The organism is Streptomyces virginiae (genome assembly GCF_040638905.1).
GTDB classification, from domain to species: domain Bacteria; phylum Actinomycetota; class Actinomycetes; order Streptomycetales; family Streptomycetaceae; genus Streptomyces; species Streptomyces virginiae_B.
Window position 1 is genome coordinate 1 of the sequence record NZ_JBEZYV010000011.1, and the last position, 25621, is coordinate 25621.

The following is a 25621-nucleotide window of genomic DNA, read 5'->3' on the forward strand; positions in this document are numbered from 1 at the left end:
AAGGAACGGACGCTTCCTTCGTACTCACCCTCGCGGGCTTTCCTCCGGGCTTTCGTTCTGCTGTCTTGCGTTTCCGACTCTATCAGACTCTTTCGGGCCTGACTCCCAGTCAGCGGGCTTTATCTTCGGGGCTGTTGGGCCCTTCCGACTCCCCAAACTCTAGTGGATTTCCCCGGCGATTCATAATCGGCCTTCGGAAATGAATTCGGGCACGCCGAAATCGTTCCCAGTGGGAGATCGTGCTGAGTTGGGTGCCGCAACGAGGCGGCCGATTCGTTGTCGCGGAAACCTTCCGGCTCCGGGGCAACTCGAAGAACCTTACGGACCCGTGGAGTCTGTGTCAACCCCGGTGGTCAGCTGGGTGACTGAAGGTCTTCCACCCGGTCGAGCAGGCGCGTGAGCATGTCGCCAAGCACCCCGCGCTCCGCCGTCGAGAGGTCCTGGAGGAGGTCCTCCTCGAAGATCGTGGCCGCGCGCATCGCGTCCAGCCACTTGCTGCGGCCCTCGTCGGTGAGCTCCACGATCACGCGGACACGGTTGGACTCGTCCCGCTCGCGGGTGACCAGGCCCTCCGCCGTCATGCGGTCTATCCGGTGGGTCATCGCCGCCGGCGTGAGGCCCAGCTGTTTCGCGAGCTCGCTCGGGCCCATCCGGTAGGGGGCGCCGGAGAGGACCAGGGCCTTCAGGACCTCCCACTCCGCGTTGCTGATGCCCAGGGCCGCGGTCTGGCGTCCGTACGCGACGTTCATGCGCCGGTTCAGGCGGCTCAGGGCCGAGACGACCTTCTCGACCTGGGGGTCGAGGTCCTGGAACTCGCGCTGGTAGACGGCGATCTGCTCATCGAGGCTCGGCTCGGGGACGGACGCGGTGCCGTCGGGGGTGTCACCCATGCGTCGAAGTATCGCACGAACGCGTTGGCGTCTAACTCCTTCGGTGTGTACTGTTAAGGATCGAAGTTTAGGTATGAAGTCTTCAGTCTTCAGTTATCAAGGCGGGTGAGAAGTGACCAAGGTGATGGGCGCTGCGATGCGGCGGATCCAGGCCGGGAACGCGCTGACGGCGTTCGGCATCGGCTTCACGGTTCCGTTCCTCTACATCTATGTGGCGCAGGTGCGGGGTCTGGGCTCCATGGCCGCCACGAGCGCGTTCGTGGCGTTCGCCCTGGGCGCCCTCGTCGCGCTGCCCTTCACCGGCCGGGTCATCGACCGACGTGGTCCGGTGCCCGTGGTCATGGGTGCGGCCGTCGCCGCCTCGGCCGGCGCGCTCGCGCTCGGGCTCTCCACCGGGATCGTGCCCATCCTGCTGTCCGCGCTGGCGCTCGGTGCCGGTCAGGCCGTGATGCAGCCGGCCCTGGCCACGATGATCGTGTGGTGTTCCACGCCGTCCACCCGGACCCGCGCCTTCGCCCTCCAGTTCTTCATGCAAAACCTGGGTCTGGGCATCGGCGGTCTCCTCGGCGGTCAGATCGTCGACGAGACCCGGCCCGGGAGCTTCACCCTGTTGTTCGGCATCGAGGCCGTGATGTTCCTGGTGCTGGCGGGTGTCGTCGCCACCGTGCGGCTGCCCCACGTGCCGAGCATCAAGGACGCCGTGCCGAAGGACCCGTCGCAGGCGGGTGGCAGTGGCTGGAAGCGGCTGATGCGGCACAAGGCCATGGTGCAGCTGTGCGTGCTGGGCTTCGTGGTGTTCTTCGCCTGCTACGGACAGTTCGAGTCGGGTCTGGCCGCCTTCGGTACGGAGGCCGCGGGGATCTCTCCCTCCACGCTCGGTTTCGCCCTCGCCGCCAACACCGGTGCGATCGTCCTCGCGCAGTTCGTCGTGCTGAAACTGGTCGAGAAGCGCCGCCGGTCGCGTGTGATCGCTCTCGTCGGGCTGATCTGGACCGGGGCGTGGCTGATCGCCGGGTTCTCGGGGCTGGGACACGGCAGCGCGATGATGGCCGCCGCCGCGTTCATCACCACGTACGCGCTGTTCGGCATCGGCGAGGCCATGCTGTCGCCGACCCTGGCGCCGCTGGTCGCCGATCTGGCGCCCGAGGGCTCGGTGGGCCAGTACAACTCGGCCTTCGCGCTGGTCAAGCAGATGGCGCTGGCGTTGGGGCCGCTCGGGGTGCCGCTCGGTGCGGGCGTTCCGATGCTGTACATCGCGGTCTTCGTGCTCGTGTCGCTCGGGATCGCGGGCCTGGCGCTGCGGCTCGGCAGGGGCCTCACGCCGATGCAGGACAACCCGGTGCTGGCGAGCAGGGTCGTGGCGCAGGGCGGCCCGGCCGTCGCGGTGAAGGAGCCCGTGCCCGCGTAGCCGCGTACGTACGGACAGCTGAGTGCGTAAGGCCCCGGTCCTCGTGGACCGGGGCCTTGGGCGTGTCCGGCTACTTGTCCGGCAGCGCGAATTCGCACCAGACGGCCTTGCCGCCGCCCGGGGTGCGGCGGGAGCCCCAGGAGGAGGCGATGGTGGCGACGATCGAGATGCCGCGGCCGGTCTCGTCGGCCGGTTCGGCGCGGCGGCGGCGCGGCAGGTGGTCGTCGCCGTCGGTGACCTCGATGATCAGCCGGCGGTCGGTGCGGCGCAGCCGGAGGCGCATGGGCGGGGTGCCGTGCTGGAGGGAGTTCGCGACGAGCTCGCTCGCCGCGAGGACCCCGAGGTCGCACAGCTCGACGGGGAAGCGCCAGGAGGCGAGGACGCCCTGGGCGAAGGCCCGGGCGCGCGGGGCCGCCTCGATGCCGCCGAGGAGTTCCAGGGCGGCGTTGTGGAAGAGCTCGGCGTCCGCGCCGGCGCGGGCGGGCTGCTGGAGCACCATCACGGCGACGTCGTCGTCGTGGTCGGCGTCCACCCCGAGGGCGCGCATGAGGCGGTCGCAGATGACGCTCGGGGTGCCCTGGGCGCCGGCGAGGGCGCGTTCGAGGGCGTCGACGCCCTCGTCGATGTCCTCGCCGCGGCGCTCGACGAGGCCGTCGGTGTAGAGGACGGCGGTGGAGCCGGGGCCGAGCGCGATGGTGCCGGAGCTGTGCAGCCAGCCGCCGGTGCCGAGCGGCGGGCCGGTGGGGTCGGCGGCTCTGCGTACGGTGCCGTGCTCGTCGCGGACCAGGATCGGGAGGTGGCCGGCGGAGGCGTAGGCGAGCAGGCCCTCGTTGGGGTCGTGGACGGCGTACACGCAGGTGGCGATCTGGCTGGCGTCGATCTCGGCGGCGAGTCCGTCGAGGAGCTGGAGCACCTCGTGCGGGGGCAGGTCGAGGCGGGCGTAGGCGCGGACGGCGGTGCGCAGCTGGCCCATGACGGCGGCGGCGCGGACTCCGCGGCCCATGACGTCGCCGATGACGAGGGCGGTGCGGCCGGCGCCGAGGGTGATGACGTCGTACCAGTCGCCGCCGACGGCGGCCTCGGTGCCGCCGGGCTGGTAGGTGGCGGCGATGCGCAGGTCGTCGGGCTGTTCCAGCTCCTGCGGGAGGAGGGAGCGCTGGAGGGTGACGGCGGCCTCGCGCTGGCGGCGTTCGCTGGCGCGGAGCCGCTCGGCTGCTTCGGCGTGGTCGGTGACGTCGGCGAGGTGGATCAGGATGCCGGTGTGGTGGGCGTCCGCTTCGGCCGCGGGTGCGGCCGTGGGCGTGGTCCCGGTCCTGGTCCTGGTCCCGGGCTTGGGGAACTCGACGGGCGTGCAGGTGACGGTGTAGGAGCTGCCACCGCCCGGTGCGGTGCGGTTCTTCGCGGTGCGGGGCTTGCCGCTGCGCTGGACCTGGTCGAGGAGGGGGAGGAGGCCGAGGTCGCCGAGTTCGGGGAGGGACTCGTGGGCGGGGGCGCCGGGGGTGCGGGCGCCGAAGCCGGCGGTGTAGGCGTCGTTGACGTAGGCGACGCGGTGCTCGGGGCCGTGGACGAGGGCGACGAGCGCGGGGAGCCGACCGAGGACCTCGCGCACGGAGAGTTCGTCGAGGGAGGGCACGGCAGTGAGGACGCCGGTCCGCTGGGCGGGGGTGGTGCCGGTGCCCGGTCCGGTGCCGCTGCCGCTGCCCACTCCGGATCCGGATCCGGATCCGGTGCCGGAGACCGTGGGGTCGGCGGGGTGGCCGTCGGCGGCGGGCGTGGACCGCTCCGCTCCGGGGTCGGCGCGGCCGCCGCGGGCCGCGGGGACCGCGCCCTCGCCCCGCTTGGCCTGGGAGGCGGCATGTTCGGTCCGGGCGGCGGCGCGGCGCTGCGTTCCGGGAAACCGGGCGCTCCAGCGCGTGAAGTTCACTGCGTTCAAGCCTCGTGGTGTCGCGAGTGGTCGCTGTGTCGCTCGTGGGCGGTCGCTGACTGGACGATGTCACTCTGTGCAGGTGTGAGCCCACCTATGGTCACACGTCCAGTGTGGCCGACCGCACTGACAACGTCAGCCCTGGCCGTTCTGCGGGGGGTTGGGGGCGAGGGGCGGGGGAGTTGCCTTCGGTCCGCCGCCTGCAGCCAGTTCGAATTCTGCCCTGGGGTGTTCGAGTGAGCCAAGGGAGACGATCTCACGCTTGAAGAGGCCGGAGAGGGTCCATTCGGCAAGTACGCGCATTTTCCGGTTGAAGCTCGGGATGCGGCTGAGGTGGTATGCGCGGTGCATGAACCAGGCTGGGTAGCGCTTCAGCTTGCGTCCGTAGACGTGGGCGACGCCCTTGTGCAGGCCGAGGGAGGCGACCGAGCCCGCGTACTTGTGGGCGTACTCGGTCAGGACCTCGCCGCGCAGGGCGGCGAGGAGGTTGTCGGCGAGGACTTTGGCCTGGCGGACGGCGTGCTGGGCGTTGGGGGCGCACTCGCGGCGGGGGCCTTCGGTGCCGGGCGGGGCGGTGATGTCGGGGACGGCGGCGGCGTCGCCGGCGGCCCAGGCGTGTTCGACGCCCTCGACGGTGAGGAAGGAGGTGCAGACGAGGCGGCCGCGCTCGTTCTTGGGGAGGTCGGTCGCGGCGATGACCGGGTGGGGTTTGACGCCGGCGGTCCAGACGATGGTGCGGGTCGGGAAGCGGGCGCCGTCGCTGAGGACGGCGACGCGGTCCACGCAGGATTCGAGCCGGGTCTCCAGGCGGACGTCGATGTTGCGGCTGCGCAGTTCGCGGACCGTGTAGACGCCCATCTCCAGGCCGACCTCGGGGAGGATGCGGTCGCTGGCCTCGACGAGGACCCACTTCATGTCCTCGGGCTTGATGTTGTGGTAGTACCGCGCCGCGTAGCGGGCCATGTCCTCCAGCTCGCCGAGGGCCTCGACGCCCGCGAAGCCGCCGCCGACGAAGACGAAGGTGAGGGCTGCGTCGCGGAGGGCGGGATCGCGGGTGGAGGAGGCGATGTCCATCTGCTCGATGACGTGGTTGCGCAGGCCGATGGCCTCTTCGACGGTCTTGAAGCCGATGCCGTAGTCGGCGAGGCCGGGCACGGGGAGGGTGCGGGAGACGGAGCCGGGCGCGAGGACGAGTTCGTCGTACTCCACCTCGATGGGGCCGGTGCCCTCGTCGGCGGTGGCGAGCGTGTTGACGGTCGCGGTCCGCTTGGCGTGGTCGATGTGCGTGGCCTGGCCGATGACGATGCGGCACTTGCCGAGGACGCGGCGCAGGGGGACCACGACGTGGCGCGGGGAGATCGCGCCCGCGGCCGCCTCCGGGAGGAAGGGCTGGTACGTCATGTACGGCTCGGGCGTGACCACCGTGACCTCGGCCTCTCCCGCTCTCAGCTTTCGCTGGAGCCGGAGCGCCGTATACATGCCGACGTAGCCGCCGCCGACGATCAGGATGCGCGTGCGGGGCGGGGTACCGGGGGCCGTGCCCCGGGAGTTAGCAGCCTTCACCATCCCATGACGCAACGTGGCCGGGAGTTTGTCCACAGGCCCGACACATTGTGTGACCGGTGGGGGCCCTGGGGCGGGGCGGGAGAGGGCATCCGGCGGGGGTGGAAGTTCGCAGGTCAGAGCGGGCGGAGAGGAAGGTTCCGAGGGCATGGAAGGGAAAAGTGGGGGTGAATGCTCCGATCGGGCGGTGGTCCGTCCGGGGCTGCCTCTTCTGAATTGACTCTGGCTCAACTATGTTCGTATCTCGTCGAGGACCGGGCCTGAGACCGTGGCCCCCCTCGGCGTGAAGGCGGGGAGTGTCTCCGGGGGGAGACAAATGATTACCGGGGGATACATATGAACATTTCCGATTTCCATGGTTCTGCGACCGCACTCTCGGTCGAGAGCACCGGTCGTGCCATGACCAGCCCGACCACGCACGGTATGGGGCGCTCCACTCCGCTGCGCGTCGACGCCCAGCGCAACCTGGAGCACGTGCTGCGCGCGGCCCGCGAGGTCTTCGGCGAGCTGGGCTACGGGGCTCCGATGGAGGACGTGGCGCGCCGCGCCCGGGTCGGTGTCGGCACGGTGTACCGGCGGTTCCCCAGCAAGGACGTCCTGGTGCGGCGCATAGCCGAGGAGGAGACGGCCCGGCTGACCGAGCAGGCCAGGACCGCTCTGGGCCAGGAGGAGGAGCCGTGGCAGGCGCTGTCGCGCTTCCTGCGCACCTCCGTGGCCTCGGGCGCCGGGCGGCTGCTGCCGCCGCAGGTGCTGCGCGTCGGCTCGACCGCTGAGGAGGCGGCCGAGGAGGCGGAGGAAGCGCGGGTTCCGTACCAGCGCCAGGCCGCCGAGGGGGCCGGGGCTCCCGGCCTGCGGGTCGTGGGGGCGACGCGGAACGCGGCGGAGGACGAGCCGTCGGACGACGCGGGCGCGGGCGCGCTGCTGGAGGTCGTCGGCCGGCTGGTGCACCGGGCGCGGGAGGCCGGCGAGCTGCGTGCCGACGTCACGGTGGCCGATGTGCTGCTGGTGATAGCGACGGCGGCGCCCGCGCTGCCCGACCCCGCACAGCAGGCGGCGGCTTCGACCCGGCTGCTCGACATCCTGCTCGAGGGGCTGCGTTCCCGGACGGTGTGATCCCGTCGGTCCGGTGCCGGCCCGTCGGCGGGTCGGTACCGGACCGGTTCGGGTGGGTTCGGCAGGTCGGCACGGGGCTGTGGGCGGGCCGGTGTTGCCGACGGGGCGGTGCAGGCAGTCCGCCCGCGTGGCTGGTGGGCTGGTCGGTGGTGCGTCGGAACTTGCCCGGACGGGTGGATGGTGCGCAGAGGGGCCCGGCGCGTGTCCGCCATGTGACACGCTTGATCGGTGTACCGGTTGAGCGTGTCGTGCGGGAGCTTCCGCGATGAGCATTGACGGGCGTGAAGAGTCACCCGGTGGTGCCGGGAGCGAGACCGGGGTGGGCAGCCCGCCCGCCCGACAGGTGCCGGCGCAGCGCGAACCGGGCGGGCGGCACGCACGTTCGTCGGGGCCCTCCGTCCCGGGCGGCGGTGCCGGGGGCGATCTGCCGCCTTCCGACGGCGACTTGATCGCGCGGATGCGGGGCGGCGACGACGGCGCGTACGAGGAGCTGTTCCGTCGTCACGCCGACTCGGTACGGCGCTACGCGCGGTCCTGCTGCCGGGACGGGCACACAGCCGACGACCTGACCGCCGAGGTGTTCGCGCGGACCCTGCAGGCGGTACGGGGTGGTGCCGGGCCGGACCAGTCGGTGCGGGCCTACCTGCTGACCACCGTGCGCAGGGTCGCTGCTGCCTGGACCAAGACGGCCAGGCGGGAGCATCTCGTCGAGGACTTCGCCGTCTTCGCGGAGCAGGCGGCCGCGCGCACGGAGAGCGGCACCGGGATGTCGGGGCTGTCGGGGGACGACACCCTTGAACTGGGCGCGGACGTGCGGGCGATGCGGGTGGCCGAGCAGTCGCTGGCCATGCAGGCCTTCCGGAGCCTGCCCGAGCGGTGGCAGGCCGTGCTGTGGCACACCACGGTCGAGGAGGCCTCGCCGAGTGCGATCGCGCCGCTGTTCGGGCTGAGCGCCAACGCGACCGCGGTGCTGGCCAGTCGAGCCCGCGAGGGGCTCAAGCAGGCTTATCTGCAAGCCCATGTGAGTTCGGCGCTGAGTGAGGGCGGCGACTGCGCACGGTACGCGGACCGCCTTGGCGCCTATGCTCGCGGCGGGCTGCGGATGCGGGCGGAGCGGGGGCTGCGGGGGCACCTGGAGGAGTGCGCGAAGTGCCGGCTGGCCGCCGGGGAGCTCAAGGACGTCAACGCGGGCATTCCCGCGCTGCTTCCGGTGGCGGTCATCGGGTGGTTCGCCGCCGGGTACGCGGCCAAGGCCGCCGGGGTGGTGGCCGGTGGAGCCGTCGCCGCAGGCGGGGCCGGAGCCGCGGCGGCGGCCGCGGGCGGGTCGACCGCCGGGGGCGGGTCTGCGGCCGGCGCGGGAGCCGCGGGAGGTGCCGCCGGGAGCGGTGCCACCGGGGTCGGGGCCGCGGGGAGCGCCGCCGGGGCCGGAGGGTCCGGCGGGTCCGGGTCCGCGGTCGGGGGTGCGCTGGCGTCCGAGGGACTGGGGCTGCCGGCCAAGGCCGCCATCGCCGCCGGCATCGCGGTGGCCGCGGCCGCCGGGGTGGTGTTCGCGCTGGCCGGGGACGACGCCGAGCCCCAGGCACGGGCGAAGCCCGCGCCGAGCGCGGCGGCTCCGGCCGCGCCGAAGGCAGCTGCCTCGCCGTCGCCTTCGGCGGAGCCGAGCCCGGCCGAGGAGGAGCCGCCGCCCGCGCGTGCCACCGTACCGCCGTCGCAGAAGCCGACTCCGTCGGCCGCGGCCTCTCCGTCCCCGGCCGCGCCGGCGCCCTCCGCTTCCCCGCCGCCCTCCCCCGGCCGGGAGGAGCCCGCGCCCGCGCCGTCCCCGAGCGCGCCCTCGCCGACGACGACGCCGCCCGTTCCCAAGCCGCCGCAGTCGTTCCGGCTGGCCGTGCTCCCGCATGCGGTGCAGGGCGACCACGGCGGGCCGGAGTTGCAGACCTGGCGCAGCAGCTGGGTGTGGCAGCGCTGGGGACTGCGGGTGGGCGACCGGAGGTTCGCGCAGGGCATCACCGTGAACTCGCGTTCGTCCGTGGAGATCGCCCTCAACCGGCAGTGCACCACCTTCTCGGCATGGGCCGGGGTGGACGGCCTGTCGCTGTTCACCGACGGGTCGGTGCGGTTCTCCGTCTACGCCGACGGCCGGCGACTGTGGCGGTCCGGGCCCCTCGGGTACGAGGACCCGCCGGCGGCCGTCCAGGTCTCCCTCGCCGGGCGGACGTCGCTGCGGCTGGTGGTGGAGCAGACCGGACCGGGCAGCCTGCCGACCCTGGCGAGCTGGGCCGACGCGGTGATCAGCTGCCGTTGATCAGCCGGCGGCGGTCAGCCGGCGGTGAGCGCCGCGGCGAGGCCGGCGGGTGTGAGTGCGACGCCCGCGGCCTCCTCCCGCGCCCAGCGGTCGGGGCCCAGCAGGGCACGGGTGCGTTCGGGGAGACCGTCCACGACGGTCGCCTCGGGGGCCGAGCGGGGCTGGCCCGCGCGCCAGGCGGTGGCCGCCGCGAAGGCCCGCACGGCCTCCGCGGGGCGGCCGGCGTCCGCCAGGAACCGGGCCGCCGCCTCGGCCATGCCGGCCAGGACGCGCTCGGCGCACCGGGCGGCGACGGCGGTGCTCAGGGCGGGCCCGATCAGGCCCAGTGCGGCTTCCGGACCCCGTTCGCGTGCGGTGAGGACGGCGTCGACGGTGTCCAGCCCGGCGGTGAGCTGGGCCGGCACGGTGATGCGTTCGGTCTGGACGCGGGCCAGCTCGCATTCGGTCCGGGCCCGGACGGCGTCGCCCCGCTGGAGGGCGAGCATGGCCGCGAGGAGCCGGGCGTAGGCGCTGACGTCGTACACGCCGCCGTGCTGGTCGGACTCCTCGTCGGCCTCGGCCAGGAGCCTCTCGGCGTCGTCGAGGTCACCCGCGCTGTAGGCGGCCTCGGCGATCCGGGCGGTCGGGTCGGCGGCGGCCGTCGGCGCCGGGGTCTCGCGGGCGACGAGAGAGTTCTCGCGCAGGCCGAGAGCGCTGAGGACGGCCCCGGGGACGGCGGCGGCGTGGTCGAGGCGGGCGAGTTCGACGAGCCAGCCGGGCTCGGGGTGGGCGGCTGCGGCGTGTTCGGCGAGACGGGTCTTTCCCGAACCGCCGGGGCCGGTGAGGGTGCCGAGGCGCAGCCGGGTCAGGTCGCCGTACAGGGAGGCCAGTTCGGGTTCGCGGCCGACGAAGGAGTTCAGGCGGGGGCGAAGGTTGCCCAGGGGGGCCTCCGACGGGTGGGCGGTGCCTGCACCTGCGGTGGGCTCGCTCGGCGGGGTCTGCGGCGGCCGCGGCCGGAGCAGTTCCGCGTGCAGGGGTGAGTTCGGGCCCTGGGTCGGTACCGAGGCCGTCGGCGAGGGCGCGGCGAGTGCGCTCGTACGCGGCGAGGGCGTCGGCGGGCCGGCCTGCGGCACGCAGGGCGCGCAGCTGCTGGGCACGGAGCGGTTCGTCGTACGGGCTTTCGTGGACCAGTGCCTCGATCTCTGCCGCCGGGCCGGCAGCCAGCGCGGCCGCGGCCTCCGAGGTGCCTTGCCGATGGGGCCGGATCAAGGACCAGGGTCTGGCGTTATGGGGGGGGCTCCCGCCGCACACGCCGCCGCCCCCGAGGCCCGCCGCGCCGCCGTCCTGCGCCGACGCATCGAGGCGGACCTGCGCAGCGGCGCCACCGCCCCGGCCGAACTCCTCCCGGGGTCGCAGGGTCGACGAGGGGAAGGAGCGCGGCGAGGGGCGGTGCCGGAGCAGCGCGGGTGGGCACCGATGCGCCCGGCACCCCTCAGGTAGACGGCCATCGGCCTGTTCGCCCTCTGCTACCGGCTGGGCGGCGCCTTCGGGCCCGGCGATCGCGACCGCCCTGGGCCTCGGCGCCGCCCGAACCGTCAGGACAGCGCCGGGCGGTGCACCGGGACCCCCTCGGGCACCGCCCGGCGCCGCGCCGCGGACGTCCCCGTCCAGCAGGTGCCGCGCCGGGCCAGCAGCCGGTGCAGCCACAGCTCCATCGAGACGAGTTCGGCGAGCCCGTCCAGCGGGACCGGCCGGCCCTCGGCCGCGTCGAGCAGCGCCTGCCGCACGACCCGGGCCTCGATGAGCCCGGCGTCCGCGAGCAGTGGGGCGGCGAAGAGCTCCAGCAGGTCGCTCAGGGCGGCGCGCAGCCCCAGGCCGGTCGCCGTCTCGTTCGGCGTGTGGGCGGTGGCGCCCCAGCCCGGCGGGAGCTCGCGCACACCGGCCGAGTACAGGACGCTGCGCAGGATTGCGGCCCGGGCGCCGGGCTGCACGCGCAGGGATTCGGGCAGGGCGCGGGCGGCCCGTACGACCTGGTTGTCGAGGAAAGGGGCGTGCAGGCGCTGGCTGCGGACCTCCACGGCCTGTTCGAAGATTCGGTGGTCGGCGGCGTGACGGGCCAGCACGGAACGGGCCCTCGCCTCCCCCGGGCGCAGCGACAGCGGGGGGCGCCCGGCCGCGGCCGCGAGCCGGATCGATACTTCCGCCAGCGCCTCACCCGTGAGCCAGCCCGCCGCCGGACCCGGCCGCGACCAGGTCAGGGCGGCGAGGGAAGCGTCCACCGGACCGGAGGCGCGCTCGGTGACGCCGCCCTCGCGAAGTTTGGCCGCGGCCGCCTCCATGCCCGCGCGGTACGTCGTACGGGCCAGTCTGCGGGCCGCCGAATACACCGTGATCGGCACCAGCAGGGACTCGCCGCCGGCTCCCGAGGCGGAGGCGGACCGGGCCAGCGCCGCCACCGGGCGCAGCAGGTGGCGCCGGCGGCGGTCCATCAACAGGTCGGCCATGCGGGCCGGGTGGGCGTCGAGGACCTGCCGGGCGCCGTGGCCGGTGAAGTGGTCGGCCGCTCCGGCGGCGAGTCTGCGCCGCTCGCGGGCGGCGGAGACGAGCGAGGGGCCGGGTTCGTCGGTGAGCGGGCCGTCCAGGTCGGTGTACGGGAGGGCCTCGGCCGCGGCGGCGACCACGACATGGTGCAGGCGCGGGTCGGCCGCGATGGCCCTGGCCCGTTCCAGTTCGTCCTCGCGCCCCTGCGGGGTGGCCAGGTCGTTGAAGGTGACCGCCAGCAGCCGCGCACCGGCCGGGCTGGTCAGGCTGCCCGGCGCCCCCGGCAGACCGGCCGCCAGCAGGGCGAGTGTCGCGGAGGCGCTGCCGCCGGACAGGTCGGCGCCCACCCCGGGGGCCGGCGCGCCGCGGGCCGCACGCCGGTCGGCCGGGCCCATGCCGGGCACCGGGCCGGGATCGTACGGTGGCAGCGTCTCGGGAGCATGCCGCGGAGCCGTGAGCCGGGCGCGCACCGCGTCCACCAATGCTTCCCGCACGCCCTCCACCGCGCGGTCGGCGTCGGCCTCGGGCGCGGCCACCGCGAGCGAGGCCACCTGCTCGTAGCCGGTGATCTCCCGGGAGCCCTCGCGCAGGATGAGGGCGTGCCCGGGCGGGATGCGGCGGACCCCCGCGTACGGGGTGCCGTCGCCCAGCGCCTCCGGGCTGTCCGGGCAGGCCAGCAGGGCGGCGAGATGGCCGATGTCGAGCTGCGCCTCGATGAGGTCGGCGAGCGGGAGGGCGGCGGTGGCGTACGCCGTGCCGCTCGCCCACGGGGTGTAGAACACGGGCCGGGCGCCCGCGAGGTCGCCGACGACGGTGATGCGGCGGCCGGCCTGGACCACGGCGGTGTAGCTGCCGGACCACTGGGTGAGGTGGCGCAGCGCGCCGCCGCGGGCCGCGTAGAGGGCCCTGCGCAGTTCGGCGTCGGTGGCGCCGCAGCAGCCGAGCACGGCGAGCCGGGTGAAGGGGTCGGCGGGGTCGGCGGTGACGGTGCGGATCTCGTCGGGGCGCCAGTCGCCGACGGCCCAGAGCGGGTCGGGATCCCCCCAGAGCAGCTGTGCGCCGACGGGGTGGACGGTGCGTTCCGCGTCCGCGCCGGGGTCGGCCGCATGGGCGGCGTCCGCGATGCCGCCGTGCAGGGGCGCGCCGTCACCGCCGTACCCGCCCGGCCCGTGGCCGGGTCCTCCGAGGCCGGAGACGCGGCCGGCCGTGCCGAAGCTCGCGGCGATACTGCTCCACCCCACCAACCAGCGCACCGCCGCCTCCCCAGCCCGTGGGCACATGACCGGGGCACGGGCAGCACGGACAGCGCTGAGGGCGCGGCCGTCTGGACCCCGGTGGCTCGGGTCCATGCTGCCACGGGACAGGCGTACGAGAGGGGTTATAGGGGGCGCACACGCAAACGAACACGCCCCGGCCACGCAGTATTTGGCGTTCCGTTCCCACCGCCCCATAGATCGCTTTCGGCCATTCTTCGGCCGCCTGGAGAGCCGTCGCGCGGTGCCGGCGCCCGGCGCGCGGGCGCGGTCCGGGAGGCGCAATCCGCCTCCCGGACCGTTCCGCCACCCGCGGGGATTGAGGCAGCGGCATCTCCCGGCCCGCCCGATCCACGCAGTGGGCCGACCCACGCACCGCACATCGAATCGCCGGGTCCGCGGACCGGCCAGAGCGCACGGGCGGGCGCACGGCCACACGGGCGGAGCACGCCACGGGACGTGCGCCCCGGCACCGGCTCCGGGGCGGACTGTGCAAACGGACAACAATCCCGCCATACGGAAGTAAGGGCCTTAACGCTTGGGAGGCGGGGAACTACGCTGGGTTTACGAAATGCCGGGCGCCTATGCCCCGGCGGCGTCTGCGTTCCGCGTGTGACGAGGGGTGGCGCATGTCCAGGGAGCTCCGCGAGCCCAATGAGAAGCTCGGCGCCGTCCTCGCCCTCGCGGGCATCAGCAACGCCGGGCTGGCCCGGCGGGTGAACGACCTCGGCGCGCAGCGCGGCCTGACGCTCCGGTACGACAAGACGTCGGTGGCCCGGTGGGTGTCGAAGGGGATGGTGCCGCAGGGCGCCGCCCCGCACCTGATCGCCGCGGCCATCGGCGCGAAGCTGGGCCGGCCGGTGCCGCTGCACGAGATCGGCCTGGCGGACGCGGACCCCGCGCCCGAGGTGGGGCTGGCCTTCCCGCGGGACGTGGGGGCCGCCGTGCGCTCGGCCACCGACCTCTACCGGCTCGACCTCGCCGGGCGGCGCGGCGGTGGCGGGATCTGGCAGTCGCTCGCGGGCTCGTTCTCCGTGGCGGCGTACGCGACGCCCGCCTCGCGGTGGCTGATATCTCCCGCCGACAGCTCGGTGGCGCGGGAACCGGCGGGCACGGCACGCCACCGGCCCGCGTCCACGGCCTCCTCGGCCCACGATGCTCCGGCTCAGGACGCACCGGCGCGCGACCTCCCGTCACAGCAGCCGTCGCCGACGCCCGGAACACCGGCGCCCCCGACAATGTCGGACGGGACACCGGCAGGCCGTACGACCGGGCCGGCGACGGGCCCGATGACGGCGCCGACGGGCCCGGCAGGCCCGCCGTCCACCGTTGTGCCCGCCCAGCACTTAGCCGAAACGCCGCGCGACCACGTCCAGCGCGTGGGCCACAACGACGTGACGAAGCTGCGCGAGGCCGCGGAGGACGCCCGCCGCTGGGACTCCAAGTACGGCGGCGGCGACTGGCGTTCGTCGATGGTCCCCGAGTGCCTGCGGGTCGACGCGGCGCCGCTGCTGCTCGGCTCGTACACCGACGAGGTGGGCCGCGCCCTGTTCGGCGCGACGGCCGAACTGACCCGGCTGGCCGGGTGGATGGCCTTCGACACCGGCCAGCAGGAGGCGGCCCAGCGCTACTACATCCAGGCGCTGCGCCTCGCCCGCGCGGCCGCGGACGTACCGCTCGGCGGCTACGTGCTGGCCTCGATGTCCCTGCAGGCGACCTACCGGGACTTCCCGGACGAGGGCGTGGACCTCGCCCAGGCGGCCGTCGAGCGCAACCGCGGCCTCGCCACGGCGCGCACGATGAGCTTCTTCCGGCTCGTCGAGGCCCGGGCGCACGCGAAGGCGGGCGATTCGGCGGCCGCCGGCGCGGCGCTGCGGGCCGCGGAGGGCTGGCTGGAGCGGTCCCGCGAGGGCGACCCGGATCCGACCTGGCTCGGTTTCTACTCGTACGACCGTTTTGCGGCCGATGCGGCGGAATGCTATCGCGACCTCAAACTCCCGCGGCAGGTGCGGCGCTTCACCGAGCAGGCGCTGTCCCGGCCCACGGAGGAGTACGTACGTTCCCACGGGCTGCGGCTGGTCGTCAGCGCTGTCGCGGAGCTGGAGTCGGGCAATCTGGACGCGGCGTGCGCGGCGGGCACCCGGGCGGTGGAGGTGGCGGGCCGGATCTCCTCGGCCCGCACGACCGAATACGTACGGGACCTGCTGCACCGCCTGGAACCCTACGGGGACGAACCGCGCGTCGCGGAGCTGCGCGAGCGGGCCCGGCCCCTCCTCGTGGCTCCGGCGTAGACCCGCGTGGCCTCGTTGTCGGTGCGGGGGTGCAGTATGCAGGGGTGGGAGGTGTCGGCGTGGGCGGTGGCGTGGACTGCGATGTGCTGGTGATCGGCGGCGGGATCGTCGGCCTGTCGACGGCGCACGCCTTGTCGCGCCTGGCTCCGGGTACGAGGGTGGTCGTCCTGGAGAAGGAGTCGGGCCCGGCCCGGCACCAGACGGGCCGCAACAGCGGTGTGATCCACAGCGGGATCTACTACCGCCCGGGCTCGCTGAAGGCGCGCTTCGCGGTGAGCGGCGCCGCCGAGATGGTGAAGTTCTGCGCGGAGCACGGGATCCCGCACGAGGTGACGGGCAAGCTGATCGTCGCCACCGAGCGCGAGGAGCTGCCCCGGCTGCACGCCCTGGTCCAGCGCGGCCGGGAGAACGGCATCCCGGTGCGCGAGCTGGGCCCGGCCCAGATCTCGGAGTACGAACCGCAGGTGCAGGGCCTGGCCGCGATCCACGTCGGCAGCACCGGGATCGTGGACTACGGCCGGGTGAGCGCCCAGCTCGCGGAGTCCTCGGGCGCGGAGATCGTCTACGGCGCCGAGGTCGACCTGATCTCGCGCCGCGCCTCGGCGGTGGCCGTGCGCACCACGTCCGGCCTGGTGTTCCGGGCGCGGACGCTGGTGAACTGCGCGGGCCTGCACTGCGACCGGATCGCCCGCCTGGCCGGCGACGACCCGGGCATGCGGATCATCCCCTTCCGCGGCGAGTACTACGACCTGGCCCGTCCGGAACTGGTCCGCGGGCTGGTCTACCCCGTGCCCGACCCGGCGTTCCCCTTCCTCGGGGTGCACCTCACCCGGGGCATCGGCGGCGGCGTCCACGTCGGCCCCAACGCCGTGCCCGCGCTGGCCCGTGAGGGGTACGACTGGTCGACCGTGCGCCCGCGGGACCTCGCGGAGGAGCTCGTATGGCCCGGCGCCTGGCGCATGGCCTCCCGGCACTGGCGGTACGGGACGGGCGAGATCCACCGTTCCCTGTCCAAGCAGGCCTTCACCCGGGCGGTACGCCGCCTGCTGCCGGCCGTCGACGCCGCGGACCTCCGTCCGGCCGCGGCCGGCGTCCGCGCGCAGGCCGTCCTGCGGGACGGCACCCTGGTGGACGACTTCCTGATCCGCGACGCCCCGCGCACGATCCACGTCCTCAACGCACCCTCCCCGGCCGCGACGGCCTCCCTCCCGATCGGCCGCGAGATCGCCACCCGCGTCCTGCGCACCCTCACCACGGCCTGACCGGCTCCCACCCCGGCCGGCGAGGCTGAAGCAGCCGGAGGCGCCGGGAGCGGGGTGGGGGGCCGGGGACGTGCAACATGATGTGTGGCGCGCCACGCGCCGCACGACGACCCGATCCCCCCCAGGGCGCCGTAGACCCTGCAGCCGCGGCCATCCCCGCCCCGCGCCCGGCGCCGACCCCCCACCCGCTCGCGCAGCGGCGCCGCGACCCCCCGTCGTAGAATCAGCGCATTGTGTCTGAGTCCCTGAACCCCACGCCGCCCGCCGTCCCGGACGCTCCCGTCGCCGACTACGCCGCCGACGCCGCGCCGGAGGCGAACTCGTACGTGCCCCCCAAGTGGCGCACCGAGCCCCGCTTCCCCGACGGCCCCTCGCCCGACCCGGCCGGCTCGCACCACGAGCGGCGGATCCGGAGCTTCCAGCCCCGGCGGAGCCGGGTCACCACGGGCCAGGGCGAGGCCCTCAAGCGGCTCTGGGGCACGTGGGGCCTGGACATCGACGGCCACTCGGTCATCGACCTCGAGACGCTCTTCGACGGCCTCCCGGTCGTCCTGGAGATCGGCTTCGGCATGGGCGAGGCCACCGCGCAGATGGCCGCCGCCGACCCGGCGACCGGCATCCTCGCCGTCGACGTGCACACCCCCGGCCAGGGCAACCTCCTCGCCCTCGCCGAGCGGGGCGGCCTCGACAACGTGCGCGTCGCCAACGGCGACGCGATCATCCTGCTCCGCGAGATGCTCCCGCCCGACTCGCTCGCCGGGATCCGCGTGTACTTCCCGGACCCGTGGCCCAAGGCCCGCCACCACAAGCGCCGGCTGATCCAGCCCGAGTTCCTCACCCTGGCCGCCACCCGGCTGGCGCCCGGAGCCGTGCTGCACTGCGCGACCGACTGGGAGCCGTACGCCGAGCAGATGCTCGAAGTCCTCACGGCCCACCCCGACTTCGAGAACACGCAGCCCGACGGCGGCTACTCCCCGCGCCCCGACTTCCGGCCGCTCACCCGCTTCGAGGGGCAGGGCCTCGACAAGGGCCACGTCGTACACGACTTGCTCTTCCGCCGCACGCAGAACTGACAACGTCACCGCGCGTGTCAGAGCGGATCGCTAGGGTCATGATGTGTTCCGAGCGCTCCGCCCCGTGCTCGCACGTCCGTCCACCACGGTCCGCACGTGCGTGCTCCTCGTCCTGCTCGCCGGCACCGGCATCTCCATCCTCGAACTCGTGCGGGAGCAGACCGGCACCCCGGGCTTCTTCGTCGGCCTCGGTCTGGCCCTGCTGCCGGTGGCCCCGCTCATGGCGGCCTTCCGATGGCTGGGCCGGGCCGCGCCCGCGCCCTGGCCGCAGCTGCTGTTCTGCTTCGCCTGGGGTGCCTGCACCGCGGCGCTGATCGCCATACTGGCCAACAACTTCGCCACCGAGTGGATAGCCGCGGCCACCGCCGACCCCTCGGGCGCGGACCACCTCGGCTCGATCGCCATCGCCCCGGTGGTGGAGGAGAGTGCCAAGGCGGCGGCGCTGCTGCTGGTGTTCGTCTTCCGCAGACGGCATTTCACCGGCCCCGCCGACGGTTTCGTGGTGGCCGGCTTCACCGCCACCGGCTTCGCCTTCACCGAGAACATCCTCTACCTCGGCAACGCCTTTGTTCAGGACCTGGCCGACGGCACCGGCGTACTGGACTCGGTGACCGCGGCGACCTTCTTCGTACGGATCGTGCTGTCGCCCTTCGCGCACCCGCTGTTCACCGTGCTCACCGGGCTCGGTTTCGGCGCGGCCGCCGTCAGCGCGCGCCGCTCGCGCCGGGTCTGCCTGCCCCTGCTCGGTCTGGCGCTGGCCATGGGCATGCACGCCCTGTGGAACGGCTCCTCGCAGTTTGGGGACCACGGTTTCTACGTGATGTACGTCTGCGTGATGGTCCCGATGTTCGGGCTGCTGGTGTGGCTGGCCGTGCGGATAAGGCACCGCCGGCTGCGGGCCGTCGCCGGGGAGCTGGCGCTGTACGCGGCCGCGGGCTGGCTGGCTCCCGCCGAAGTGCCCGCCCTGGCTTCGATGCCGGCCCGGTCGCTGGCCCGCGCCCTGGCCCGGCGCAGCGGGGGCCGGGCCGCCGGACGCGCGGTCGCCCGCTACGAGGCGGACGCCGCGGCCCTGGCGCTGCTGCGGAACCGGGCGCGCCGCGGGGGACCGCGGCGGGAGGCGGATTTCGCGGGGAGGGAGCGGGAGTTGCTGCACCGTCTGTGGCAGCGCCGCGCGACGGCGGGGCCCGCACTGGCCCGGGCCGCGGTGATGGAGGAGCTGCTTCCGCCCTGGTTCGACCCCCTGCGGCCCGCGGCCGCGGCGGACGTCCCCGAGCCGCGCCGGGAGGGGCGGCAGGACGAGCGGCGGGGCGAGCGGCAAGAGCCTCGGCGAGCGCCTCGGCGCCCGGAGCCGTCGCCGTCCCTCAGACGTTCAGACCCTTGGACTCCAGCCACGCCAGCGGGTCCATCGTCGATCCGCCCTTGCGTACTTCCAGGTGGAGATGGGGGCCGGTGACGTTCCCGGTGGCGCCGACCCGGCCGATGGTGTCGCCGGCGCCGACCGCACCCGAGGTCACCGACATCGAGGAGAGGTGGCAGTACCAGATCTCCGTGCCGTCCTCCAGCTCCAGCACGATCCGGTAGCCGTACGCGCCGGACCAGCCGGCCGAGGTGATCTTCCCGGCCCCCACGGCCTTGACCGGGGTGCCGGTCGGCGCCGCGAAGTCCAGGCCGGTGTGGTGGCCGGAGGACCACATGGAGCCGGAGACGCCGTAGTGCGAGGTGAGGGTGTAGGCGGAGGTGGGCAGGGACCAGCTTCCGGCCGCTGCGGCGGGGCGCTCCTGCGCCGCCTTGGCCTCTGCGGCCTTCCGGGCGGACTCGGCTTCCTCGGCGGCCTTCGCCTCGGCCTGCGCCTTGGCCTCCTCGGCCGCCTGGCGGGCCGCTTCCAGCTTGTCCTTGGCCTCCTGGGCGGCCGCCACCTGCGCGGCCCGCTCGGCCTCCGCGCGCGCCTTTGCCTCGGCGGCCTCGTGCTGCGATTCGGCCTGCTGGAGGATGCGGTTGCGCAGGAGCTCGCCGGCGTCCGAGCCGCGGCCGGCCTGCTGGGCGATGATCCCGGTCGTCCCATCGCGCTCGGCCGCGGCCCCCTGACCGGAACCTCCGTCGCCCGGACGGTCGTTGTCACCGGTCACCAGGCCGGGCAGAGAGGGCAGGGATATTGCGACCTGCGGCCGGTCCTGCGCGGTGGCGATGCCACTGGCGCCCACGGCGGCGATGACACCGACGCCGAGCACAGTGGAGCTGCGGGCAAGTCCCCCGCGCTGCTTGGCGACTCGGTGCTTGCCCCGGACCGGACGGACCGAGTCCTCGGTGGGGTTCCACTCGCCCCAGGCACCCGCGGTGGGCGGCTCCTGGATCTCGGTGCTTTCAGGAGCAGGCGAGTTGGAGGCCACTGGGGCACACTCCTCATTGACACGCACGCGCACGGTGCCGTCTCTTGCGACGGCCGGGACGACCGCGCTGCGTTATCGAAAGGTAATAGAAGTGAGGGAGTGATTCCAAGCTGTTGCGCTTGATCGTTCTCACCAATCGACCACGCCCTGGCTTGCTTTGGCCATTCCTTTTCACCCAATACAGGGATCAACTCGGGCAAAAATCAGCGGACTCACCCACCTCGCCAGCCACAAGCCTGATATGACTGGCACTCAACCAGCTTGCACACCGCACCCGTTCGCTCACACACCGTCACGCGGCGTCGTCCGCGCCCCTCACCACCGGCACCGCCCGCCGCCGCGCCCTTCAAGGCCGGCCGCCGGTACGGGCGTACGGCGACCCGGCGGCGGCCGTGCGGGTGACGGGGCGCGGGAAAGGAGGGGGAGCACGGCGAAGGGCCGGGAACACGACGAAGGCCCGGTTCCCAAGGGAACCGGGCCTTCGCCTTCAGTAGCGGGGACAGGATTTGAACCTGCGACCTCTGGGTTATGAGCCCAGCGAGCTACCGAGCTGCTCCACCCCGCGTCGGTGAACACAACTCTACGGCATCCCGGAGCGGCCCTCCGCCAATTAACCGCCGGCCCGCCTCAGGATCGGCATCACCGCAGGTCAAAGGCCGAAATCCAACCTGAAACCGGTAGCCGACGAACGAAGATCATCTCTGTTGCACGCCGGTGACACCGCAGGGATGGTTCCGCGATCGGATCCGGGCGAAGATTCATCTGTCGCCAGGGCCGGGGGGAAACACGGACCGGCCGGACGACACAGACCACACCAACCGGCTCGGCACTCTGCCGATGCCCTCGTGATTCCTGGGGGGAGTCCACCATGTCCGTTCGCACCGCAGCCGCCATCGCAGTCGTCGCCGGCGTTGTCACCACTCTGCTGCCGCTCTCGGCCACCGCCGCGTCCGCCGCACCCGCCGCCGACGACCACGCCGTGCTGCGTACGGAGATGGGCGCTCCCGTCCCCAGCGGCCCGCTGACCCGCGGCGGCGCCACCGAGACCTTCGACCTCACGGTGAAGAACCCCACCGGCAAGGCCGTCGAGTACAAGCCGTGGATGCTCCTCGACCCGAAGGGCCCGAGCCTGCTCCAGAAGGACGACGTCGTCTTCAAGGTCGAAGCGGTGGACGCCCCGGCGACCAAGTCCTCGGTCGGCCAGCAGGACGGCGAGTGGCAGGGCCTGTTCTCCCCGTCCGCCGGTGAGCCCGGCCAGGGCTTCGACATCCCCGCGAACGGCAAGATGACCTGGAAGGTCACCCTCGGCCTCGGCGCGAACTACCCCACCAACAACGGCGACTTCAACTTCACCGCCACCAGCCACAACAACTCCGTCGCACCCGGCGGCTCGGACTCCCACCTCTTCAAGGTCGACCCGCAGACCAAGACGGGCGAGCTGAAGACCTGGTTCAAGCAGGTCAGCTCGGGCAAGGACGGCCAGGAGCAGCGCGCGTACCTGGACCTGAACCACCAGGCCACCGGCGACGGCACGTTCAACGTCCCGCTCGCCACCAGCCTGACCCTGTCCCACCCGGGCGAGGAGAAGGCCGACTTCCGCCTCCAGGCCCTGATCGACGGCCGCTGGCAGGACCTGGACGCCAAGGACAGCCGCTACGAGCTGCCGCGCATCGCCAAGGGCTTCGGCGCCGCCTCCGGCGTCCACACCCAGCCGCTGCGGCTCAGCCTGGGCAAGGACACCAAGCTGACGAAGCGCACCGTGATCACGATGGAGGCCGAGGTCCGCCAGGCCGAGGGCAACACCTGGCCGCTCACGACCGTCCCGGTGCAGTTCCCGCTGGTCCCGATCACGGAGCCGGACCCCGTACCGACCACCGGCCCGACCACCCCGGCCACCACCACCCCGTCCCCGACCGCCTCTCCCTCCTCCACCCCCGCTGTCCAGCAGGCCGTCGCCACCACCACGGGCAACTCCGGCGCGACGACCACGGGTTCCTCCACGGGCTCCCTGGCCAGCACCGGCGCCGGCTCGTCCACCGGCCTGTACGCGGGCCTCGCCGCGGCCCTGGTCGCGCTCGGCGCGGCCGCCGCCTGGCTCGGCCGCCGCCGCCGCACCACCGTCTGATCGCACCTCCCCACACCCCGGAGCGCCCCGCCCGAATCCTCGGGCGGGGCGCTCCACGTGGTGGACGCAAAGGCGTCAGGCGGCCGCCGGGGCGCGGCGGCGGGTCAGGACGCGGGTGGTGGAGCCGTCGTCCTCCCGCACGTCACGGACGTGCGCGAAACCGATGCGGGTCAGCAGGGCCAGGGAAGCCCTGTTGGGCGCGGCCACCGTGGCGTGCACCTCGGTCAGCCCCAGGCCGTCGAAGGCGTGACGGACGACCGCCTCCGCGATCTCGGTACCCAGTCCGGATCCCCAGGCCTCAGGAGCCAGGGCGTAGACGAGCTCGTGGCCGCCGACCTCGTCGGTCCGCTTGATCTCCGCGTGCCCGACCAGCCGTCCGTCCCGGCGTACGGCCCAGACGTCGAAGAGGTCCTCCGCGTAGACCTTGGTGAAGACCCGCCCGAACAGGGCGCGGTCCTCGGCCTCGGTGGCGGGACCGTCCCCCATCCACCGGGAGACCCGGGTGTCCTGGAAGAGGGCCACGAAGGCTTCCTCGTCCTCGGGGGTGTACGGGTCGAGCAGCAGGCGTTCGGTACGCAGAACCGGAGTCACGGCGGCGACGCTACCGCCCGCCGCCCGGGGGTTCATCCGGTTTACGGCCGCGCCCGCCGACCGCCCCCGGACACAGCACAGCGCCCCGGCCGCCGGTGGGCGGACGGGGCGCTGGGAGCGGTAGGCCATGTCGGACTCGAACCGACAACCAACGGATTAAAAGTCCGCTGCTCTGCCAATTGAGCTAATGGCCCTCCGGGTGCTCACCCCAGAGCATAGCCGGACAGCGCCGGTCAGCCGATCGGGTATCGACCGACCGGCCTGTCGGCGTCGGTTCAGGGGCGCGCGGGGGGCCGGACGCCGGCCGGGGGGCGGGTGACGGAGACCGTCCCGGAGGTGCTGAGTTCGGCCCCCTGGCCGTCGGCGGGGCGGGCGGTGAGCGTCCACTCGTACTCGCCCGAGAAGAGGTACGTGCCCGTGGGGGACTTGCCGTCCCACGCGGGGGCGATCAGGCCGCGCGCCTCGGTGCCGGTGCGGACGACCGTGGTGATGCCGGACGTCTTGTTGCGCACCGTCAGCTTCCAGGAGGAGACCGGCTTGGACGGCCACCAGCGGGCCTGCCAGGTCTTCTCCTGCCTGAAGTCCGCTGTGGCGGCGACCTCCTGGTCGATCGCCGCGAGCGGGGAGGCCGCGCCGGCGGCGACCAGGTGGACGGTCTCGTCCGGGCCCGTGTAGGCGAGACGGCCGCCGAAGCGGTCGACGGTCCAGTCGGCTGCGTACCTCGTCACCTGCTGGGCGATCTCGCGCGCCCGCACCGCCGTACTGGAGCGCAGGTCGTAGACCTCCAAGCCGACACCGCCCTGCCGCACGACGTATCCGTCGCCGAGCTTCACGCGGTCGTTCTCGGGGGCGAAGGGCAGCGGGATCCGCTTCTTGGAGGGCAGGTGGAAGGCGGCGGGGCCGCCGGCGGATGCGGGGCACAGCACGTACAGCCAGTCCCCGGCGGCCTGGATCTCGTCCGGGCGGCAGGCCGTGCCGAAGCCCTGGTACTGCGTGACCTTGCCGGTGCGCAGATCGGTGCCGCTCACCCCGTGCCATTCCGAACGGTCCCAGAGCACCGACCCCCACAGCGCGGCGGCCGAGGAAGGCCTGGTGTCCAGGACCTTCCCGGCGTCGATGTCCGCGACCACCGTCCGGGGGTTGTTCTTCTCGGTCACGGTGAACAGCACATACCGGCCCGAGGCGCTCTCCGGGAGGTACGGCTGCATCTCGTCCGTGCCCGGCAGGGCCACTTGGCGGACCGATCCGCCGGGGCGGGTCTCCCGTACGTTCAGCACGACCCCGCACAGGGCGAGGGAGCCGCCGCACGCACCCCCTCCCTTGCTCGAGAGCGAGACGATCCGTCCGTCCCCCGTCGGGACGGTCCGGCCCGGGAGTTCGGCATACGGCAGACAGAGCCGCTGGTCCTCGCTCTCGCTGCAGCTCCAGTCGGGGGTCTGCTTCGCCGGGGAAGTCCCCGACACCGGCACCGTGTAGCCCTGGAGGCTGCGGGTGGGGTCCTGCTGGCCCGCGATGAGCCGTCCCTGGGCGAGGCTGAGCGTCATCCTGTCCGCGGGATTCGGCGGCAGGTCCCTCACCTTGGTCAGCACCGGGGCGCCGTCGGAGCCGGACGTGATCCGGTGCGTCGCCCAGTGGCTGGAGTCGGTGCCTCCGGCCAGGTAGGCGGAGCCGTCCGTGCCCGTCTTGAGGTTCCGGTCAGACCGGGCGAGCAGGGTGCGCCGGGCGCCGCCCCCAACGGGCACCGCGGTGACCGCGTCGGTCTTGGCGTAGGGGTCCTGCGTGACCAGCCAGTCGCCCACGGGGTGCGTGTACCCGTACGCGGCGGGGGTGTTGACGCTGCGCGTCACGGCGAGGTCGGTGCGGGAGTGCAGGGTCGCGGTGGCGGACCCGTGCTTGCGCAGCGAGACCCACCGGGAGCCGAGCGAGTGGTCGACGTTGCCCGGGTCCGTCGCGCCTTCCGGCAGGGCCAGAGGCGTCAGCGTCGCCCCGGCGTAGTCGAGCAGGGCGAGGGTCTCCTGGCCGGCGGCGGACCGGTAGGTGATCAGCGCGCCCTTCTCGTCGGCCATCCGCACCCGGAACGAATGGGCCGCGATGCGTTCGGGCGCGGTGACGGTGACGTCCTTGCGCGGTTCGCCCTCACGGCCGATCAGGTGCAGGACGAGCCGGCCCTCGGCGTCCTGCTCGGTCGCCAGCACCTGGGTCGGCGAGAAGGTGGTGGTCCAGGAGCGGCCGGCGGGCGCGGTGAGTGTCTCGGTGCGGCCCGAGGCCTGGTCGTGCAGGGTCAGCGGGCCCGCGGTGGTGGAGGGCGTGTCGAGGTACTCGCAGCCGACGGTGTCGCCGAGGCTCATCCAACGGCCGTACCGCCCCGAGGGGCAGTCCGCGAGCGGCACTTCGCGGCCGTCCGCGAAGCTCTTCCAGTACGACCTCCCGGGGCCGGTGCCCGGCCTGTCGAGCATCACGCCCTTCGGGCCGGCAGCATGGACGAGCCCGTACGACGGTTCCTGGTGCGGAAGCGGAGCGATCGTCAGCTCGTCGGCGGCCGCGGGTCCTGCGGCGGCCGGTACGGCGGTGAGGGCGCCGATGCCCGTGGCCAGTGCGAGCGCGGCGGCGCCCAGTACACGTGACCGTCTCATGTGTTCCCATCCCCCGAAGCGAAGCGTCGGGGGCGGCCGCGGGTTCGCGCTTGCCGTGTCCCCCACCGCAAAGTTCGGATCGTAGCAACACGCGAAAGGGCCCCCACGACCGGAGTCGCGGGGGCCCTGTCAGGGGTTCAGCTCAGCAGGCGTCAGCCGTTGCGCTTCCAGCGCGGCTTGTCGTCACGGCGGCCGCCGAAGCCGCCGGAGGGGCGGTCGTCGCGACGGAAGCCGCCGGACGGACGGTCACCACCGCGGTCATCGCGGTTGAAGCCACCGGACGGAC

General features: G+C 73.6%; 16 protein-coding genes and 2 tRNA genes. 8 read left to right on the forward strand and 10 right to left on the reverse strand.

Going from position 1 to position 25621, the window contains the following annotated elements; translation table 11 throughout:
- Window positions 1-353: 353 nt before the first annotated feature.
- Window positions 354-890, reverse strand: a complete 537-nt coding sequence (locus AB0F82_RS17435; RefSeq protein WP_356814647.1) for a MarR family winged helix-turn-helix transcriptional regulator — start codon at window positions 888-890, stop codon at window positions 354-356.
- A 124-nt stretch (window positions 891-1014) separates the two neighbouring features.
- Between AB0F82_RS17435 and AB0F82_RS17440 the strand changes: the two genes are divergently transcribed.
- Complete coding sequence (locus AB0F82_RS17440; RefSeq protein ID WP_362628823.1) at window positions 1015-2298, forward strand: MFS transporter; 1284 nt, start codon at window positions 1015-1017, stop codon at window positions 2296-2298.
- A 70-nt stretch (window positions 2299-2368) separates the two neighbouring features.
- Here the strand turns inward: AB0F82_RS17440 and AB0F82_RS17445 are convergent, their stop codons facing one another.
- Together AB0F82_RS17445 and AB0F82_RS17450 are read right to left on the reverse strand one after the other, a co-directional pair.
- Window positions 2369-4222 (reverse strand): ATP-binding SpoIIE family protein phosphatase, encoded by a 1854-nt coding sequence (locus AB0F82_RS17445; RefSeq protein ID WP_362628826.1) that lies wholly within the window; start codon window positions 4220-4222, stop codon window positions 2369-2371.
- Between the two features lie 135 nt (window positions 4223-4357).
- On the reverse strand, window positions 4358-5788 hold the full coding sequence (locus tag AB0F82_RS17450; protein ID WP_362628376.1) for an NAD(P)/FAD-dependent oxidoreductase: 1431 nt from the start codon (window positions 5786-5788) through the stop codon (window positions 4358-4360).
- 333 nt (window positions 5789-6121) lie between these two features.
- Between AB0F82_RS17450 and AB0F82_RS17455 the strand changes: the two genes are divergently transcribed.
- Window positions 6122-6898 carry a TetR/AcrR family transcriptional regulator gene (locus AB0F82_RS17455; protein ID WP_362628379.1) on the forward strand — a complete coding sequence of 259 codons (777 nt, stop codon included), beginning with the start codon at window positions 6122-6124 and terminating at the stop codon, window positions 6896-6898.
- Between the two features lie 265 nt (window positions 6899-7163).
- Entirely contained in the window at window positions 7164-9200 is a 2037-nt protein-coding gene (locus tag AB0F82_RS17460; protein WP_362628382.1) for a sigma-70 family RNA polymerase sigma factor, read from the forward strand.
- Between the two features lie 585 nt (window positions 9201-9785).
- On the opposite strand, the gene AB0F82_RS38695 is transcribed toward AB0F82_RS17460, so the two are convergent.
- Together AB0F82_RS38695 and AB0F82_RS17470 are read right to left on the reverse strand one after the other, a co-directional pair.
- Complete coding sequence (locus tag AB0F82_RS38695; RefSeq protein ID WP_436842110.1) at window positions 9786-10886, reverse strand: AfsR/SARP family transcriptional regulator; 1101 nt, start codon at window positions 10884-10886, stop codon at window positions 9786-9788.
- Window positions 10775-12973, reverse strand: a complete 2199-nt coding sequence (locus tag AB0F82_RS17470) for an asparagine synthase-related protein (RefSeq protein ID WP_362628385.1) — start codon at window positions 12971-12973, stop codon at window positions 10775-10777. Before AB0F82_RS17470 ends, AB0F82_RS38695 begins: the two co-directional genes overlap by 112 nt.
- A 629-nt stretch (window positions 12974-13602) precedes the next feature.
- Here AB0F82_RS17470 and AB0F82_RS17475 point away from each other — a divergent pair.
- The 4 genes from AB0F82_RS17475 to AB0F82_RS17490 all read left to right on the forward strand — a co-directional run bounded on the left by AB0F82_RS17475 (window position 13603) and on the right by AB0F82_RS17490 (window position 19052).
- Entirely contained in the window at window positions 13603-15264 is a 1662-nt protein-coding gene (locus AB0F82_RS17475; protein WP_362628388.1) for a sporulation protein, read from the forward strand.
- 29 nt (window positions 15265-15293) lie between these two features.
- Window positions 15294-16526 carry an L-2-hydroxyglutarate oxidase gene (gene lhgO, locus AB0F82_RS17480; protein WP_362628391.1) on the forward strand — a complete coding sequence of 411 codons (1233 nt, stop codon included), beginning with the start codon at window positions 15294-15296 and terminating at the stop codon, window positions 16524-16526.
- A 233-nt stretch (window positions 16527-16759) separates the two neighbouring features.
- A complete protein-coding gene (gene trmB / locus AB0F82_RS17485; RefSeq protein WP_390075217.1) occupies window positions 16760-17599 on the forward strand; it encodes a tRNA (guanosine(46)-N7)-methyltransferase TrmB in 840 nt (279 codons plus the stop codon).
- A 43-nt stretch (window positions 17600-17642) separates the two neighbouring features.
- Entirely contained in the window at window positions 17643-19052 is a 1410-nt protein-coding gene (locus AB0F82_RS17490) for a PrsW family intramembrane metalloprotease (protein WP_362628394.1), read from the forward strand.
- Here the strand turns inward: AB0F82_RS17490 and AB0F82_RS17495 are convergent.
- Together AB0F82_RS17495 and AB0F82_RS17500 are read right to left on the reverse strand one after the other, a co-directional pair.
- Window positions 18961-19986 carry a M23 family metallopeptidase gene (locus AB0F82_RS17495; RefSeq protein ID WP_362628397.1) on the reverse strand — a complete coding sequence of 342 codons (1026 nt, stop codon included), beginning with the start codon at window positions 19984-19986 and terminating at the stop codon, window positions 18961-18963. The two genes, AB0F82_RS17490 and AB0F82_RS17495, sit on opposite strands and share 92 nt — an antisense overlap.
- 491 nt (window positions 19987-20477) lie before the next feature.
- Window positions 20478-20551 (reverse strand) — tRNA-Met (locus AB0F82_RS17500).
- A gap of 303 nt (window positions 20552-20854) precedes the next feature.
- Here AB0F82_RS17500 and AB0F82_RS17505 point away from each other — a divergent pair.
- A complete protein-coding gene (locus tag AB0F82_RS17505) occupies window positions 20855-22111 on the forward strand; it encodes a hypothetical protein (protein WP_362628400.1) in 1257 nt (418 codons plus the stop codon).
- Between the two features lie 75 nt (window positions 22112-22186).
- Here AB0F82_RS17505 and AB0F82_RS17510 read toward each other — a convergent pair whose 3' ends face one another.
- The 3 genes from AB0F82_RS17510 to AB0F82_RS17520 all read right to left on the reverse strand — a co-directional run bounded on the left by AB0F82_RS17510 (window position 22187) and on the right by AB0F82_RS17520 (window position 25335).
- Complete coding sequence (locus AB0F82_RS17510) at window positions 22187-22702, reverse strand: GNAT family N-acetyltransferase (RefSeq protein WP_356814636.1); 516 nt, start codon at window positions 22700-22702, stop codon at window positions 22187-22189.
- Window positions 22703-22823: 121 nt separating this feature from the next.
- Window positions 22824-22896 (reverse strand) — tRNA-Lys (locus tag AB0F82_RS17515).
- An 81-nt stretch (window positions 22897-22977) separates the two neighbouring features.
- Entirely contained in the window at window positions 22978-25335 is a 2358-nt protein-coding gene (locus AB0F82_RS17520; protein WP_362628403.1) for a hypothetical protein, read from the reverse strand.
- Window positions 25336-25621: the final 286 nt, after the last annotated feature.

Coding starts and splice junctions, on each gene's coding strand:
- AB0F82_RS17520 (WP_362628403.1), bottom strand. CDS start 25,335: ATGAGACGGTCACGTGTACTGGGCGCCGCCGCGCTCGCACTGGCCACG.
- AB0F82_RS17440 (WP_362628823.1), top strand. CDS start 1,015: ATGGGCGCTGCGATGCGGCGGATCCAGGCCGGGAACGCGCTGACGGCG.
- AB0F82_RS17505 (WP_362628400.1), top strand. CDS start 20,855: ATGTCCGTTCGCACCGCAGCCGCCATCGCAGTCGTCGCCGGCGTTGTC.
- AB0F82_RS17455 (WP_362628379.1), top strand. CDS start 6,122: ATGAACATTTCCGATTTCCATGGTTCTGCGACCGCACTCTCGGTCGAG.
- AB0F82_RS17450 (WP_362628376.1), bottom strand. CDS start 5,788: ATGGTGAAGGCTGCTAACTCCCGGGGCACGGCCCCCGGTACCCCGCCC.
- AB0F82_RS17460 (WP_362628382.1), top strand. CDS start 7,164: ATGAGCATTGACGGGCGTGAAGAGTCACCCGGTGGTGCCGGGAGCGAG.
- AB0F82_RS17475 (WP_362628388.1), top strand. CDS start 13,603: ATGTCCAGGGAGCTCCGCGAGCCCAATGAGAAGCTCGGCGCCGTCCTC.
- AB0F82_RS17435 (WP_356814647.1), bottom strand. CDS start 890: ATGGGTGACACCCCCGACGGCACCGCGTCCGTCCCCGAGCCGAGCCTC.